Genomic DNA, 16,043 nt, shown 5'->3' on the forward strand with positions numbered 1-16,043 from the left:
AAGAAGCACCTGAATGTGAATTGTAAACCTACTGTGTGGTACACTATACCGACCAGTGATACATTGGACAAGAGACGATGAATTCAGAAACCGACAAAGGCGGCGTACAGGTCATATCGCGGGTTGCAGCAATCCTCCGTTCGCTGGAGGACGAGCCAACGGGTTTGAGCCTGGGGGCTATTGCGAAAAAAAGTGATCTGCCACGTTCAACGGTTCAACGGATGGTTGAAGCGCTTTCTATTGAGGGATTACTAGAAGTGCGCGGGCGGGGAGCTGTCTGCTTGGGCCCAGCGTTCCTGAAGCTGGCCAGCCATAGCCACGTGGACCTGACGCAAGTCGCGCGTCCTTTTCTTGAGGAGGTTGCGCTGGCAACAGGTGAGACCACCGTATTGGTTAGCGCTAATGGTGCCGAACTCATCGTGCTGCATGCGGTGGTGTCGAACCGGGCGCTGCGGGTGACGCCTGTGGGCGGGATGCTGTACAGTATGTATGCGACTTCAGGGGGGAAAATTCTGTTGTCACGGCTAAACGACGAAGAAGTCGGTCGTCTGCTGGGCGACTCCATCGAATCGCTCACCCCTCATACCCCGTCAATTGGTGAGTTGATGGTGCAGCTTGAAAAAGTACGCGTTGAGGGTTTCGCCTACTCGAGGCAGGAACACACGCTCGGAATCGACTCGATCGCGTTGAGTATTCGCTCACCTCAAGGTCGTTACGCCGTAGAGGTCGTTGGGCCCTCCTGGCGTATCTCCAAGGAAGAGGCGCAGATCAAAGCATCGCTTCTCAAGTGCCAGGCGGACTTGGCCAACGTGATGCGCAATATCGACTGAACACCCGAAAGCAGCCGGTTATCGGCTGCTTCCCGAGTGTTGACGTCAGTTGAGAGCTGCGAGGTTTGAAGAGTCTCGCTGATTGAGCATTTTCCACCGGCTTGGCCTGATGAGAAGGTTTGCTGCACATGCGGCAAGCATGTGCTCTGGTGTCGCGACAGGTAGTAAGCCCGTTAGGCCCATTCCTGCTGAGAGCACCCAACCGGCGACCAAGGGGCCCGCTACCGACCCGAGACGTCCTACTGCGACTGAAGCCCGACACATGTCGCCCGAATTGCCTGGGGGGATATTCCAAGAGACAACGCGTAGAGCAATGATTGGCCCCCTATCGAGCAATAGCCTGCGAGGAAGCCCGCCGCGACGGTGATGGCAAATAGGTTGGCGAGCCGTAATCCAACCAACGCTACCAGCATTCTTATGTAGGCAATGCTTATCGCCAGACCTGATCTGCGAACATAACGGCTCCTGTCCGAAGCGTCTTCGAGATTCACGGTGATGTGGCAATCCGATCAACTTGCCTGCTGAAGGCGAATGCCCTGGACAGCGCCTATTATCAGGCGCTCTGCCACTCGCTCTCGCTCGACTTCCGAAATCGGGTAACTCTCCAGCCAATCAGGCAGATTGGTGATCAACTCCGCGATGACGTGATTCGATGCATCTATTATCTTGGGATCGACTCTTGTGCCCGTGCCCCCCAGCAACTGCATCAAGCTTTCTTCGAATTGCCTTTGCATTTTTTCAATGCGATGACGGTATTCGTCCTCAAGACTTGCGGTGTCTCGTTGTACGACTCGGCTGTGGAATGGAAACTCTCGGTGCAGTGCCAACCGCGCCTTGATGAAACGTTGAAGCGCTTTAGCCTTGTCCCCACCTGGCTGCAGGCAGTCATGCAGGATCGCCCCCATGTCCTCGTAAAATTCTTCCAACAGCTCAAATAACAGGTATTGCTTACTGGGGAAATGGTGGTACAGCGAGCCTGCTGTCAGCCCTAGATGACTCGCCAGATCCCTCATACTGACTTGCCCGAAGCCTTTGCAAGCAACCAGCTGGAGTGCTTTTGTGCGGCTTTCTTCGTAGCGCGATAAAGGCGGTGACTGAGACTCTAGGTCCGGCAACGGCCCTAACTCAGTCGTACCCTGAGCGACGTGGATGGATTTTTCACTCATTCAACCTGTCCTCAAAACACGACAGAACACGATCACCGGCCGGAGACCTCTGCTCCGATCATCACGAACAACGCTCTGGCAATTCGCTTGCTTTTGTTACGCCACGCATGCCGAGTGCCGTTTTGAACGACTACGTCACCAGCCTTCACCAGGCGCTCCTCGCCATTGTCCAATTCCAGCCATAATTCGCCCTCCAGGATGATTCCGTAATCCACGGTTGGGGTTGCGTGCATACCTGGCGCATCGGCTTCAAAGCACTCGAACAGCCCCGGGAGGGCCGCTGCCAATTCGCCGAATGCTTTCTCAGAGGCTATGGGATTTTGCATGACCTCATCCGGGGGGAAATCGAACAAAGCGATGCTTGTCCCTCCGACTGGAGGAATCAGTGAGGGATGTGCTGCTGTCGGATCATCAGTTTTCGCGGAGATGTAGGGCAGGCTATCGGTCGCCCATACCTGCGCCATTCCGTGTCCTGGGATGGAGGTAAAGGAGCAAGCTCGCGGGGTGAGGTCGTCCGATACAAAAACGGAATTTCCCGACGCGTCGTGGCCGGTTACGAGTCTTCTTATTTTCATATTGTTGTCTCGTGGCGTGTAAATGGTAGGTGGAGCGAAACCGCTCCACCTACAGTGCAATCAAGGACAGATGACGTAGTTGCTGAAGCCTCCGTGGCGGTTCTCAATGCCCGTGATCGCGCTATTGACGTCTTCCAGCTTGAACGCGGTATTTTCGAAGAACGACAGGTCCAGAACGCCGGACTCAACCATGTCGGCCATTTCCTGACCTTGGCCTGTCGTGAACCAGGCGGACCCGCTGATCTGAATATCGTTGTCCATGATCCAGTGAAGATCGATCGGAACCTCACCCGCGACGGCACCGATGTTGACCAGATGGCCGCCCCGATGAAGTGATTTCAGCGCTTGGGTCAGGCTTTCGTGTGGCGCACCGGGTCCTAACGCGTCGATGACGATATCGACGCCTTCACCGTGGGTGACTTCTTTGGCCCATTGGTCGGTCGGAAGACTTCCCAGCGTGTGGATTTCGATACGGCCGGGCGCCGCGAGGTCTTTTACGCGCTGGAACAGCTCTTCATTTCTAGCCGTCCCCAGAATCTTTTTCACGCCCATGGCGAGAGCCAATGCAACGGCTCCCAGGCCTAGCGTTCCACTGATTCCGTTGATCAAGACGGTGCTGCTTGGCCCAGCGTTCGCCTTGCGCAGTGCTTTGTAGGCAGTGCCGAGATAGCCCAGTCGAGCAGCAGTTTCATAGCTGATGTTGTCTGGAAGCTTCACGAGGCTGTATTGCGGCGCCGGGATGAATTCGCACAGGCCACCATAGGGGTAGTCGCCGTACATCCGAGGGCTTTTTGGTGTGAAGCCGAAGTAGCCGTTAAACGTATAGGCAGTGCAGGAGATGGAGTTGCCGGCGCGACAGGCACGGCAAGAGCCACAGTAGCGGCCAGGGTTGACGTACACCCGGTCGCCTACGTTGAAGTCGTAAACTTGCGAGCCGACAGCCTCAATGACACCGGATGGGTCGAGACCGAAAATCGCAGGGAAGGGTGGCAGCGGGTTTTGGGGAAACCACTTCACCCAGTTGGTCAGAATGTTGTGAAGGTTTGGAACAATGCCACATGCCTTGACCCTGACAAGCACCTCTGTCGGGCGAATCGATGGAACGGTGACCTGTTCCATTACCATGGGCTTTCCACCTTCATACAGGCGGGCGGCACGCATCATTTTTGCAGTCATTTTGTTTCTCCAACTCACATATTGTTTTTGTATTGGTATGAATCTGTGGAGCAGGTACCGCGCTAGGGCGGCAACCTCAATCAGCGCAAGCCGTCCTCTCCTTTCACGTCTTTAGCGTCGAGACCGCCCAAGCGGGAGTGGATACGGCCGCCGGTCGCCATTGCCAGGCCAAACGCAATTTCGCCGCGACGTGGGCCATCCCAGACAGTCATCTCCGCAACCCCGAAATGGCTACGCACGTAGGCAGCATGGACGTGACCAAGCGGAATCATTATTCGGCTACCGGGGGACGCGATCGTTTTGCCCGCCGGGACGATTGCTTTGGGATTGCCGAGTGCCTCGCGCATGGCCCAGCCGCCTGCCTCGTGCCAAACCGCACCGTGTTCGAGTTCACCGTCTTCACCGACGATGGCTCCTTTTCCGTAGGCCTGAACAACCTGGGCGCCCCCCAGCGTGTGGATCAAGCGTTCGGAAAGCTCGCTGCCTAGTGCTCTGAGCTCCTGCATGAAAGGCAAAAGATCTTCTACATATTTACCAGCGTAGGGATTGGTGATGACGGCAGTGGCGACGGCGATGCGCAAAGGCGATGACCGACGAGGCCCCCCTTCATGAAACACCTCCTCAACGTCCAGCTTGACCTTACGGATACTCACGAGCGACATGCGAAACCTCCGATACCGAAGCCTGAAGGGCTTGTTATTTTTTTTGAAGCGGTCTTCCGGATTATGCACTTAATGATGTATGGTGCAAGAACTTAGTTTTTATGCACAAAAAACAAGGAGACATCATGAAGCTGATTTCGTATCACAAGTCCGGGCAAGCCCTCTACGGTGCTGTTGAAGGCGATGGCGTCGTGGAGCTGAGCCGTCGTTTTCCACAAGCCCCTGATCTGGCGTCATTTCTGGCTGATAGCTCACGGCTCGCTCAGGCCCGAAAAATGGTCGAGGAAGCGGGCCCTGACTACGCATACTCCGACATTCAGCTCGACTCGGTAATACCGAATCCTGGAAAGGTCATTTGCGTAGGCATTAACTATGTCGCGCACGCTGAGGAGGCTGGCAGGAAGGTCGGGCAGTTCCCGGTGATCTTCCAGCGCTTTGCTGAAACGCTGCTTCCTCACGGAGAAGCGCTCGTCCGTCCGAAGGTTTCGCAAGAGTTCGATTTCGAAGCCGAGCTTGCGGTAGTGATCGGCAAAGGGGGAGCTCACATTGCCCCGGAGGACGCTATGGACCACGTTGCTGGCTACACATGCTTCAACGATGCCAGTGTGCGTGATTGGCAGTTCCATACACATCAGTACGGGATGGGTAAAACCTTCCGGAAAACTGGCGCCCTCGGCCCATGGCTCGTACCCGCCTCAGAAATCTCCGATTATCGTGAGCTTGTCGTGCGCGGTGTCCTTAACGGCGAGCAGCTGCAAGAAGGACAGCTCTCCGAGCTGGCTTTCGACATCCCAGCTCTGATTTCCTATGTATCCAAAGCCTTGCCATGGAACCCGGGTGACATTCTGGCTACCGGCACGCCCAGCGGGATCGGCTTCAAGCGCACGCCTCCGATTTTCCTGAAGCCAGGCGATGTGTTTGAGGTAGTGATCTCCCAGATCGGCACGCTCTCCAACACCGTCATTGACGAAGCCTAAAAGCCACACCACACAAGCATAAAAATTGGAGGTTTCACATGCCGGCTCTTCCTCGAATCAACTTCACTCATTCGGGTGTGTTTTGTACCGACCTGGATGCCATGGTCGATTTCTACTGCCGTATTCTGGGCTTCGTTGTCAGTGACAAGGGTGTTGCCTCTACAGGTAATCGCCTGTTTTTCATGACGCAGAACCCCGAATTGCATCACCAGGTCGTTCTGTTTGATGGTAAGCCTGCCAACCTTCCGTTCAACCCGATCAACCAGCTGTCATTTTTGCTGGACTCCCTTGACGATCTCAAAACCTACTATCAGTTCGCCAAAAAAAGCGGGATCGAGAACATCGCTCAAGTTGACCATGGGAATGCTTGGTCGATTTATTTCACTGATCCTGAAGGCAACCCCGTAGAGATGTACGTCGACGCGCCGTTCTACACCAACCAGCCTTGCAAGGAGCCGCTGGATCTGGAGCTCCCGACTGAGGCTATCTTGGCCCAAACCGAAGCGATGTGCCGTCGTCGCCCGGGCTTCCAGACTCGTGAAGAGTGGATGGAATCCACCCGTGCCCGGATCGAAGAACAACGCGTGCGCATTGGCTGATCGACGATAGCCTTTGGCGGAAGCAATCCGCTGAACGCATCTAGCTCCGTTGAGCTTCCAAATAGCTCAACGGAGCAGCACCTGATAAAAATAAAAGCCGGAGTAGACGATGGACTACGATGTGATCATTGTTGGAATGGGCCCCGTGGGTGCCATGTGCGCGAACCTTGCCGGCCTATGGGGCCTAAAGACGCTGGTCGTGGACAAGTCCGAAGAAGTGTACGCCAACCCTCGCGCGATGGGCTTCGATCATGAGGTCATGCGTGCATTTGGGAACATCGGTTTGGCAAAAGATATTGCTGATTACGTCATGCCCTATCGGCCGTCTGAGTACCACACCACAGGCTCTCATCTGATCAAGCGCATCGATGCCGCAAAACCCCCATTTCCTTTGGGCTGGGCACCTAACTATGTTTTCTCCCAGCCTCCCGTGGAGAGAGCCCTACGGGAAAAGATTTCGAGCTTGCAGAATGTTACCGTTGAACTCGGTGCTGAAGTTTTAGGTGTTGATACTGCGAATGCAGAGGCGGCTGTTCGGATTCTTTCGAAGAATGGCGAAGAGCGTACCGTCAGCGCCAGTTACGTCCTCGCTTGCGACGGTGGCACGAGTCCCATCCGGACCCGTCTAGGCCTCAAGATGGAAGACCTCTCCTTCGATGAGCCATGGCTCGTAGTGGATGTGATCTTGAATGAAGGAGCAGGAGAGACGCTGCCGAAGACAAACGTTCAGTTCTGCGAGCTCGCAAGGCCCTGTACGTTCGTTGTGGGTCCAGGCAGGCATCGTCGATGGGAGTTCATGATCAATCCGGAAGAACAGCCGACGGAAGTTTCCCAGCCCGAAAATATCAAAAAGCTGATCTCCAGGTGGTTGCCTGAAGACGAGTACCAGCTATGGCGCGCGTCTGCCTACCGGTTTCATGCCCTGATCCTTGAGCAGTGGCAGTCGGATCAGATTTTCTTTCTGGGCGACGCTGCTCACATGACCCCGCCCTTTCTCGCTCAAGGGATGTGCCAAGGCATTCGCGACACAATGAACCTGGTGTGGAAGATCGCGCTGGTGAAGCGCGGATTGGCCTCACCAGACCTCCTGCAGACTTATCAGGCAGAACGCATTCCGCACGTTCGACAGACAACGCTCGCCGCAAAAGAGTTTGGCGAGTTGATCTGCGAGCGCGACAAGGATCGGGCGGCTCGCCGAGATGCTCATCTCATCCAGCAGATGAACGAAAACCCAGGCGGGACAATTCGACAGTCGCTAATCCCAGGCCTTTCTCAAGGGTTCATAGCAAACGCAGCGCCGGCAGGAGAGCTGTTTCCTCAACCCAAAGTGGTGAACAACCAAGGCGCGGTAGGCCTGTTGGATGAATTCACGGGCCAATCATTCAGGGTCGTGATCGCTGCTGGCTTCGATGCAAGTGCGCTTCTGCAATGCTTGCGCAGTAGCCAGGCACTCGAAGGGTTGCCCATGAGCGTTGTGCGATTGGTTAACGATAAGCCGACTCAACGTGACGAGTATCAGGAAGCTGACGGTGTGCTGGGGCGCTGGCTCGATAGCCGGGGCTGCCATGTTGTAATTGTGCGACCTGACCACTACGTCTACGGCGGCGCGATGACCGTTGCATGGGCCATGGAGTTGCTGGAGGGTATGGAGCACGCGCTGATGTGCCAAAAGTCTGAAGCGATCATGGAATAAAGCATAAACAGACAGAACGTTTAACCAGGCACCAACCCTGCCTGCCGAAGTCCACGATCGCTTCGGGGGGCAGGGCATTCATTCAGCCCGCGATCTGATTCAAACCATATTTGACCGTGGCCAGTGTGCGCTTATTGAAGGGTGGCTCGCTGCTTTTCCAATGCTTCAATGACCCGCCCCAGCGTGTTCTGGATATGGTTGCGCAAAAGCGTAACGGCTTTCTCGGAGTCTCTGGCCAACGACGCGTCCATGAGCTCCTGATGTTCATTCCCTTTATGCCGTTCCACAATTCGTTGCTTGGCAGAAAAGCGTCTGTATCGCTCGGCACGATCAAAAAGCGAGTCGATCATCCGCAGCATAAGGGGTGAAGGACAAGCCGAGAAAAGTGCGAAATGGAATGCTTTATGCCGCGCAGACCATTCTTCGTCGAGCGTCAGCGGTCCGGCGTCGAGCTTACGTTCTGTCAAATTGAGCCGGTGAAAGGCGCCCAGAACGTTTGCTTCCCACTCGTCGTCACCGAAGCGGATCGCATCACTCAACGCTTCGCCTTCAAGGAGGCAGCGCAAGCGGGTGATCTCACGGAAATCAGCCTCGGAAATCGCAGCCACACGAAAGCCTTTGTTATCGCTGGCTTCAACTACGCCGTCTTGTGTTAGCCGATTGAGCGCTTCGCGAATAGGTGAGCTGCTAAGCCCATAGACCTTCGATAGCTCAGCGACCTTGAGCCTCTCTCCTGGGCGCAGCTCACAGCAAACAATCGCCTTTTTCATCTTGGCCAAAGCCACGTCGATGAGCGGACTGTTGAGGGGGGTCATAGGGGCTCGTCCTAAATTTGCATTAAATCAATTTTATGCGCAAAAAATAGTTTGATGCAAAGAAATTAGGCGGAATTGCGCACGTTTTTTATCACGGCGCAACCCTGAAACCAATTCATTTTATCGGGAGCGCTCTAGCCTGCGGCTTACCAACACCTTATCTGCAGCATCTGGGGTTATCCGCGTTTGCGCCGCCCCACTTCCAATGGCCCTCAAAGGTTCGCGCTCTGACCTCCCGTCCGACTGAACCCTGAGGCTGTCTTCCCGCCAGCTCCCTGCGCGATCCAAAACCAGCTTGACAACAGATTTGCGCAAGGATAGGTTTTGTGCACAAAGGTAATTTGGATGCAATAAAAGTATTTTGTGCATTATCCATCATCGCGGAGGTGCTATGCGACATGTGCGGATATTGGAGCTGCGGGATGCCGAGCTGATGCTGGAGGCGGCAGCGGAAGAAGCGTCCCGGTGCGGGTGGAATGTCTCGATGGCCGTGGTCGACCAATGCGGTTGCCTGATGGCTTTCAAAAAAATGGATCGGGCAACGGTGTCCTCTGCGCAGACCGCGATCCAAAAGGCACGAAGCGCAGCATTGACCAAGCGACCTACGAAGTTTTTCGAGGACATGGTCAATGCCGGTCGGCCAGGAGCCGCGATGATCGATGGAGTATTTCCCATCGAAGGTGGGCTTCCAGTTCAGGTGGGTGACGAAACTGTGGGCGGCTTAGCGGTAAGCGGCCTGAAGTCAGAGCTGGATCTGGTTTTGGTAGAAGCGGGGCTTTCTGCTTTCGCTCGTCATTGTTCAACGTTGGCTTAACGCAGGTTTTTTCCAACTCAACGCAATTGTTCATTTAAAAACCGCATCCGAATGCGGGCAGATGGCCTTTACAAAAACAAAAAAACAGGAACATCTTCATGAGATTACCAAAGGTTCGGCTTCGTCCGCTGCAAACCTCGTGCACATCATGCGCCGTCGGCGCGGCGATGATTCTGGGGTTCTCATCCCAATCCTCTGCATTCCCAATCGACACCGGTAATCCGGATCTGACTGCGACCTGGGACAACACGCTGAAATACAGCAACGCGTGGCGGGTCAACAAGCTTGATCACAAAGTTGCAGCCGGTCCCGGCACGTCTAATAGCAATCCAAACCTGGACGATGGCGATCGTAATTTTGATCGCGGGCTGATCTCCAATCGCTTGGACATCCTCTCTGAGCTGGACATCAAATACAAAGATGTAGGAGCACGACTGAGCGCTGCATCCTGGTACGACAATGTCTACAGCAAACACAATGACAACGACTCACCGGGTACCGCCAACTCGGTCAGCGTCGATCATGACGAGTTCACCAGTGACACCCGGCGAATTCACGAGCAAAAGACCGAGATCATGGATGCCTTCGTATATGGCTCCAAGGATATCGGCACCACCTCGCTGTCAGGTCGCCTGGGGCAGTTCACACAGATCTACGGTGAGAGTCTGTTTTTCGGCGCGAACGGTATAGCCAACGCTCAATCGACAGTCGATCTGGTGAAGCTGCAGTCGGTGCCCAGTTCACAGTTCAAAGAGATCTTGATGCCGACCAAACAGCTGTCCGGGAACTGGCAGCTGAACGACAAGCTGAGCATCGGTGCTTACTATCAGTTCGAATGGAACAAGACCCGCCTGCCCGCTGCAGGAAGCTATTTCAGTGGAGCAGACTTTGTCGGTGAAGGGGGTGAGCGCGTATTTTTCCCCACTGGCGTTTTGCGTCATGGAAAGGATGAAAATGCACGTGATTCAGGCCAGTTCGGTGGCCAGATCAAGTTCACTTTGGACGATTGGGAACTCGGCCTCTACGCAGCGAAATATCATGAGAAGACTCCGGTCTTTTACTTCCGGCCGGCGGCCTTGGTGCCAGGTGCCAACGATACCTTTATCAATGTCTACCCCGAGGATGTGAAGGTTTTTGGTGTCAGCTTCAGCACGCTGGTTGGTGAGGCGAACATAGCGGGTGAGACGTCTATCCGATTCGACACGCCCCTTGCAGGTGTAGGTGGCACGATCATCACCGGAATGGACTCTGACAACGACTCCAACCCTGCTTATCCGGTAGGCCGATCATGGCACGCGCAAGTATCGATGGTGAACGTCTATGGCGGATCTGCGCTTTGGGACGGGGCCTCCTTTGTCGGCGAGCTTGCTTTCAATCGCCGTCTCAGCGTCACGAAAAACGCAGATCAGCTCGATCCCAATACCACACGTGATGCCTTCGCGCTGCGCTTCACATTTGAACCTCAGTACTTCCAGGTATTCCCGGGAATCGATGTTCAGACGCCTGTCACCATCGGATACAACCCTTCAGGACGGTCTTCGGTCACACCGCAGGCATTCGGCCCTGAACACGGCGGGGACCTGACGCTGGGGCTGAAGGCAGATTACAAGAAGCAGTGGTACGCCTCTCTCACCTACACGAATTTCTTCGGCGAGGCTGGCCCTGTCATCAACGCCGCCAACTCGTACACCTACCAGCAAAGCATGAAGGATCGGGACTTCATTGCCTTCTCGATTCAGCGAACCTTCTGAGCAGAAACAGGCGGGCTTGAACAATGACAAAAAATACATTGCTACTGGTTTCTACACTATCGCTTTCGGTACTGGCCAGCACAGCATTCGCTGTCGGCCCAGATGAGGCTGCAAAACTCAAAAACACTCTGACTCCTATGGGGGCCGAGAAAGCGGGCAACGCTGATGGATCGATTCCGGCGTGGACGGGCGGCCTGACCAAGGACGTCTCCGGACCTAAATTTGGCGACGTGCCTGCTGATCCGTTCCCAGGAGAGAAGCCAACGCTTCAGATCACATCGAAGAATGCCGGTCAGTACGGCGACAAGCTATCCGAGGGTACGAAGGCGCTTCTTGCAAAGTATCCTGAGACATTTCACCTGGATGTTTACCCTACTCACCGCACAGCGGCGGCGCCTGAGGAGGTTTATAAGAACACGTTCGCCAATGCGACCAACTGCAAGCTCGTCAGCAATGGATTGTCGGTACAAGGCTGCTTCGGGGGTATCCCGTTTCCTATCCCTAAATCGGGTAGCGAGGTGATCTGGAATCACCTGCTGCGGGTCGAGGCCGAGTCCATTCAGATGGGATACGCCAACGTGATCGGAAACGCGGACGGAACCCGGACGCTGGCCAGCCGCGGTGTCGAGAACTGGCAGTATCCGTACTACTACAAAGATGGATCGGCAGATAAATGGTCCGGCCAATACGCGCTGCTGCGCTTCATCACCAATGAGCCGCCATTCAAGGCCGGCGAATCACTGGTGACTCACGACAGTATCAATGCCGAACAGCCAAGAGAGGCATGGCAGTACCTGGTGGGACAGCGTCGTGTGCGTCGCGCTCCCACTGTGGGATACGACACTCCTGACTTCGTGGCATCAGGCGCCAACTACTTCGATGAGGTCCAGGGGTTCATCGGGCATCCGGATCGCTATGACTGGAAACTGGTAGGGAAGAAAGAGATGTACATCCCCTACAACGACAACAAGTTTCATGCAGAAAAACGTGACGACGCCTTCGCGCCCAATCACCTGAACCCGGATAAAGTCCGCTGGGAGCTGCATCGAGTCTGGGAAGTTGAGGCCACTGTTGCCCCGGGCAAACGCCACGCTGTACCAAAGCGTAAGTTCTATATCGATGAGGATAGCTGGACCGTGTCTTTGGTCGATGGGTATGACGCAGAGGGCAAGCTGTGGCGCGTATCTCAAGTCCTTCCTTACGTTGTCCCATCAATTCCGGCGGTCGTGGTTAAACCCGTGGTCATTTACAACCTTCAGGCCAAGACCTACAGCGTTGTACAGAGCCTCAACGGGGAAACCTACAGCGTTGTCCCGCGTAAGCCTGAAAACTTCTTCACGGGCACTGCCGTTGCTTCTGGATCAGTTCGCTGAGCGGCCACTCCCATCACCAAGAAGCGAGCCCAGTGCGCAGCCCTTGTGGCTGCGCACGCGACCTGAATTTGAGGCAACACCTATGGTCAGTCGACACATCGAGCATTTCGGTAAGCAGGCGATAGCTGCATTACTGGTCTTCATCGGGCTGGGTAGCGGGATAGCTGCAGCAAAGAGCGCAGACCTATTCGAGCAGCCCGCCATTTCGAGCGTCATGGCGACGCGGTCCGTGATGCTCAGCGTTGCGAAAGCTGGGAAGCGTCTGATTGCAGTCGGCGAGCGAGGCTTCATCATCATCTCGGACGACAACGGGGGGACTTGGACTCAGGTGAGCTCACCTGTCAGCGTCACGCTCGTCAAGGTCTCTTTCGTTGACGCCAAGCAGGGCTGGGTCGTCGGCCACGCCGGGGTTGTGCTGCACAGCCGAGATGGAGGGTTGAGTTGGACTCGCCAACTCGATGGTGTGAAAGAAGCTCAACTGGAGCTTGATGACGCACGGCAACAGGCGTCTGTTGGAGAAGCGAGTGAGCAAACCAAGGAACGTTTGAATCAGGCCCAGCAGTTTGTAGATGACGGCCCGGACAAGCCATTGCTCGACGTTCTCTTCTTTAACGCCCAAGAAGGCATCGTGGTGGGTGCGTATGGCCTGGCGTTTGTGACTCGGGATGGCGGAGCGAGTTGGCAATCGATTCGCGGCCAGATAGACAACCCGTCCGGTTTGCATCTCTACAGCCTGCAGAAGGTAGGTAATGACATCTTCATCGCGGGTGAACAAGGACTGCTGCTGCGCTCCAGAGGGGGAAAAGGCCGCTTCGAAGCTCTGACGTCTCCCTATGAAGGGACAGCATTCGGGCTGCAAGCAACCGCTGACGGTTCAATGATTCTCTTTGGCCTGCGAGGTAACGCGTTTGTCTCGCCAGATAGAGGTGAGTCCTGGCGGAAGCTGGATAGCCTGCAGCCCATTAGCCTCACAGCCAGCGTTCGCCGCTCAGACGGAGCTCTGCTTCTGGCCGATGAGTCTGGCAGGGTCCTTCGCTATGAAGAGGGGTCGACGAAGTTGGCTAATGAATCCGTCGGCCAACCCAGTTATGTGAGCGGAATGGTCGAGGCCGCGAATGGAAATCTGGTGCTCAGTACCACAAGAGGAATGCTGTCCTCAACCTGGCCGGACGTCGGCTCGGAGAGTTCGAAATGAATAGCTATGCACGCACGAAGAATGATTCGATGACCAACGAATTAAAAGCATTCGATCCCAAGTCAGGTACCGTGGTTGAGCGCTTGCTCTTCAACCATCGAATCTGGGTACTAGCTGCCTGTGTGCTGCTGAGTCTGTTCTTTGGTCATCAAGCGATGAGCCTCAAACTCAATGCCGCATTTGAAAAAATGATTCCTACCGATCACCCATACATCCAGAACTACCTCCGGAACAAGGGGCAACTGGGAGAGGGCGGCAATACGCTACGCATCGCCATTGAAGCCAAAGATGGGACGATATACGACAAGGAGTATCTGGAGGTTGTCAAAAAGATCACGGATGAGGTTTTTCTGCTTCCGGGCGTCGACCGTTCCTACATGAAGTCGCTCTGGACACCGGCCACCCGCTGGATTGGTGTGACGGAGCAAGGTTTTGACGGCGGGCCTGTCATTCCTGATGAATACGACGGGTCAGCTAAAAGCCTGGATCAGGTTCGACAGAACGTTGAACGGTCCGGAGAAATCGGAAGGCTGGTAGCGGCCAACCTCAAATCCAGTATCGTACTGCTACCCCTTCAAGAATCGGCTACAGAGTCAGGCAAGCCTCTTGACTACCATGCTCTTTCTCAGCGGCTGGAGCAGATTCGCAGCACTTATGAATCCGACAAATTCAAGATTCACATCACCGGCTTTGCCAAAGTGGTGGGCGATCTCATCGACGGCATGCTGCAGATGGGGTTGTTTTTCGCTGCGACTCTTGTGATTTGCGCCTTGGTGCTGTTCTGGTACACACGGTGCATCCGAAGCACCTTACTCGTGCTGCTCTGTTCGAATATTGCTGTGGTGTGGCTGTTGGGTCTGCTACCAACGCTTGGATTCGACTTGGACCCCTATTCGATCCTGGTGCCGTTTCTGGTCTTTGCCATTGGCCTGAGTCATGGTGCACAAAAAATGAATGGCATCATGCAGGACATCGGCCGGGGTGCGAACAAGCTGGTCGCTGCACGTTTTACCTTTCGCAGGCTATTTCTCACCGGACTGATGGCCTTGGTGGCAGATGCTGTCGGTTTTGCAGTCTTGATGATCATCAAGATTCCGGTAATTCAAGACTTGGCAGTTACTGCAACGATGGGCGTGCTTGCGCTTATATTCACCAATCTGATCCTCCTCCCAATCCTGCTCTCCTACACCGGGGTCAGTAAGACCGCCGCTGCCCGGGAGGCCGCTGCAGATCAATATTCCCGATTGGACAACGCGCATATCAGACACCCATTCTGGGCATTCCTGGACCATTTCACGGAGCGTAAGTGGGCATCGCTGGCAGTCATCGCCGCACTCGCCCTGGGAGCTCTCGGCTTTGTGATCAGCCTGAACGTGAAGATTGGTGATCTGAATCCTGGCGCACCGGAATTGAGACCAGACTCCCGATACAACACCGACAATCGCTTCATGGTCAGCAATTTTTCGGCGAGCAGCGACAAGTATGTGGTGATGGTGAAGACACCCCAGTACTACTGCGCCAATTACGACACGCTAGTTAGCGTCGACGCGTTGGAAGCGCAGTTACAGCAATTGCCTGGCGTCGTCTCGACATCATCATTGGCAGCGTTGAGTAAACAAGCTTCTGCCGGGATGAACGAAGGCAGCATGACCTGGTACGAGATTCCCCGAAATCAGGGACTGTTGAATGCGATCATCACGCGAGCCCCGAGGGAGCTTTTCAATCAAAACTGTGACCTGCTGACAATTTATGTTTACCTGTCTGACCACAAGGCGGATACGTTGACCAACGTCGTCCAGGCGGTCGAGCGCTTCGCTGCTGCTCACAACACGACGGATTTGCAGTATCTGAACGCCGCAGGCAACGCGGGCATTGAGGCAGCCACCAACATCGTTGTCAAACGATCCAACGTGCAGATGCTGTTTATGGTTTATGCCGCAGTCATCGCGCTGTGCTTCATCACCTTCCGCTCCTGGCGTGCGGTGGTATGCACGGTTCTGCCCTTGATGCTGACATCGATCCTGTGTGAAGCATTGATGGTCGGACTGAACATCGGTGTGAAGGTAGCGACACTTCCTGTCATCGCACTCGGCGTTGGCATTGGGGTCGATTACGCGCTTTACATTCTAAGCGTGACTCTCGCTAACATCAGGCGCGGTCTGTCCCTTTCGGACGCCTATTATCTGGCGCTACTGTCGACCGGAAAGGTTGTGGTCATGACCGGTATCACCTTGGGTATCGCCGTCCTGACCTGGGTACTTTCACCGATTAAGTTCCAAGCTGACATGGGCATCTTGCTCGGCTTCATGTTCATCTGGAACATGGTAGGAGCACTGATCCTGGTTCCCGCCTTGGCGCACTTCCTGCTGAAGCCTCAGACCGCATCAAAAGCGACCCCCAACCTGGTGATGAGCTGA

At 55.0% G+C, this 16,043-nt stretch carries 14 protein-coding genes; 9 read left to right on the top strand and 5 right to left on the bottom strand.

The genetic code is table 11. The features are described from left to right. Positions 1 to 77: 77 nt before the first annotated feature. Positions 78 to 830, top strand: coding sequence for an IclR family transcriptional regulator (locus tag AC5O5R_RS10355; RefSeq protein ID WP_494515298.1), 753 nt, complete (start codon positions 78 to 80; stop codon positions 828 to 830). Between the two features lie 509 nt (positions 831 to 1,339). Here the strand turns inward: AC5O5R_RS10355 and AC5O5R_RS10360 are convergent. From AC5O5R_RS10360 to AC5O5R_RS10375, 4 genes are all read right to left on the bottom strand, one after another. Further along, positions 1,340 to 1,996 (bottom strand): TetR/AcrR family transcriptional regulator, encoded by a 657-nt coding sequence (locus tag AC5O5R_RS10360; protein ID WP_494515299.1) that lies wholly within the window; start codon positions 1,994 to 1,996, stop codon positions 1,340 to 1,342. Between the two features lie 32 nt (positions 1,997 to 2,028). After that, positions 2,029 to 2,460, bottom strand: coding sequence for a cupin domain-containing protein (locus tag AC5O5R_RS10365; protein WP_494515300.1), 432 nt, complete (start codon positions 2,458 to 2,460; stop codon positions 2,029 to 2,031). Between the two features lie 171 nt (positions 2,461 to 2,631). Continuing rightward, positions 2,632 to 3,747: an alcohol dehydrogenase catalytic domain-containing protein gene (locus tag AC5O5R_RS10370; protein ID WP_320327444.1), complete on the bottom strand. Its 1,116-nt coding sequence runs from the start codon at positions 3,745 to 3,747 to the stop codon at positions 2,632 to 2,634. A gap of 80 nt (positions 3,748 to 3,827) precedes the next feature. Next, positions 3,828 to 4,409, bottom strand: coding sequence for an amino acid synthesis family protein (locus AC5O5R_RS10375; RefSeq protein ID WP_494515301.1), 582 nt, complete (start codon positions 4,407 to 4,409; stop codon positions 3,828 to 3,830). 125 nt (positions 4,410 to 4,534) lie between these two features. Here AC5O5R_RS10375 and AC5O5R_RS10380 point away from each other — a divergent pair, with 125 nt between their 5' ends. The 3 genes from AC5O5R_RS10380 to AC5O5R_RS10390 all read left to right on the top strand — a co-directional run bounded on the left by AC5O5R_RS10380 (position 4,535) and on the right by AC5O5R_RS10390 (position 7,678). Beyond that, positions 4,535 to 5,386, top strand: a complete 852-nt coding sequence (locus AC5O5R_RS10380; RefSeq protein WP_320327446.1) for a fumarylacetoacetate hydrolase family protein — start codon at positions 4,535 to 4,537, stop codon at positions 5,384 to 5,386. Positions 5,387 to 5,424: 38 nt separating this feature from the next. Then, a complete protein-coding gene (locus AC5O5R_RS10385; RefSeq protein WP_320327447.1) occupies positions 5,425 to 5,985 on the top strand; it encodes a VOC family protein in 561 nt (186 codons plus the stop codon). 109 nt (positions 5,986 to 6,094) lie between these two features. Then, the gene (locus AC5O5R_RS10390; RefSeq protein ID WP_320327448.1) at positions 6,095 to 7,678 is read left to right on the top strand and encodes a bifunctional 3-(3-hydroxy-phenyl)propionate/3-hydroxycinnamic acid hydroxylase; all 1,584 of its coding nucleotides are present in this window, start codon (positions 6,095 to 6,097) and stop codon (positions 7,676 to 7,678) included. A 131-nt stretch (positions 7,679 to 7,809) separates the two neighbouring features. Here the strand turns inward: AC5O5R_RS10390 and AC5O5R_RS10395 are convergent, their stop codons facing one another. Beyond that, complete coding sequence (locus AC5O5R_RS10395) at positions 7,810 to 8,493, bottom strand: GntR family transcriptional regulator (RefSeq protein WP_320327449.1); 684 nt, start codon at positions 8,491 to 8,493, stop codon at positions 7,810 to 7,812. Positions 8,494 to 8,884: 391 nt separating this feature from the next. Here AC5O5R_RS10395 and AC5O5R_RS10400 point away from each other — a divergent pair, with 391 nt between their 5' ends. The 5 genes from AC5O5R_RS10400 (at position 8,885) to AC5O5R_RS10420 (ending at position 16,043) form a co-directional block, all read left to right on the top strand. Next, positions 8,885 to 9,307 carry a GlcG/HbpS family heme-binding protein gene (locus AC5O5R_RS10400; RefSeq protein WP_494515302.1) on the top strand — a complete coding sequence of 141 codons (423 nt, stop codon included), beginning with the start codon at positions 8,885 to 8,887 and terminating at the stop codon, positions 9,305 to 9,307. A gap of 98 nt (positions 9,308 to 9,405) precedes the next feature. Next, positions 9,406 to 11,058, top strand: a complete 1,653-nt coding sequence (locus tag AC5O5R_RS10405) for a DUF1302 domain-containing protein (protein WP_494515303.1) — start codon at positions 9,406 to 9,408, stop codon at positions 11,056 to 11,058. Positions 11,059 to 11,081: 23 nt separating this feature from the next. Next, positions 11,082 to 12,431 (top strand): DUF1329 domain-containing protein, encoded by a 1,350-nt coding sequence (locus tag AC5O5R_RS10410; protein WP_320327451.1) that lies wholly within the window; start codon positions 11,082 to 11,084, stop codon positions 12,429 to 12,431. 82 nt (positions 12,432 to 12,513) lie between these two features. Further along, entirely contained in the window at positions 12,514 to 13,626 is a 1,113-nt protein-coding gene (locus AC5O5R_RS10415; protein WP_494515304.1) for a WD40/YVTN/BNR-like repeat-containing protein, read from the top strand. Then, a complete protein-coding gene (locus tag AC5O5R_RS10420) occupies positions 13,623 to 16,043 on the top strand; it encodes an efflux RND transporter permease subunit (RefSeq protein ID WP_494515305.1) in 2,421 nt (806 codons plus the stop codon). Before AC5O5R_RS10415 ends, AC5O5R_RS10420 begins: the two co-directional genes overlap by 4 nt.

The organism is Pseudomonas sp. 8_5_2 (genome assembly GCF_059295255.1).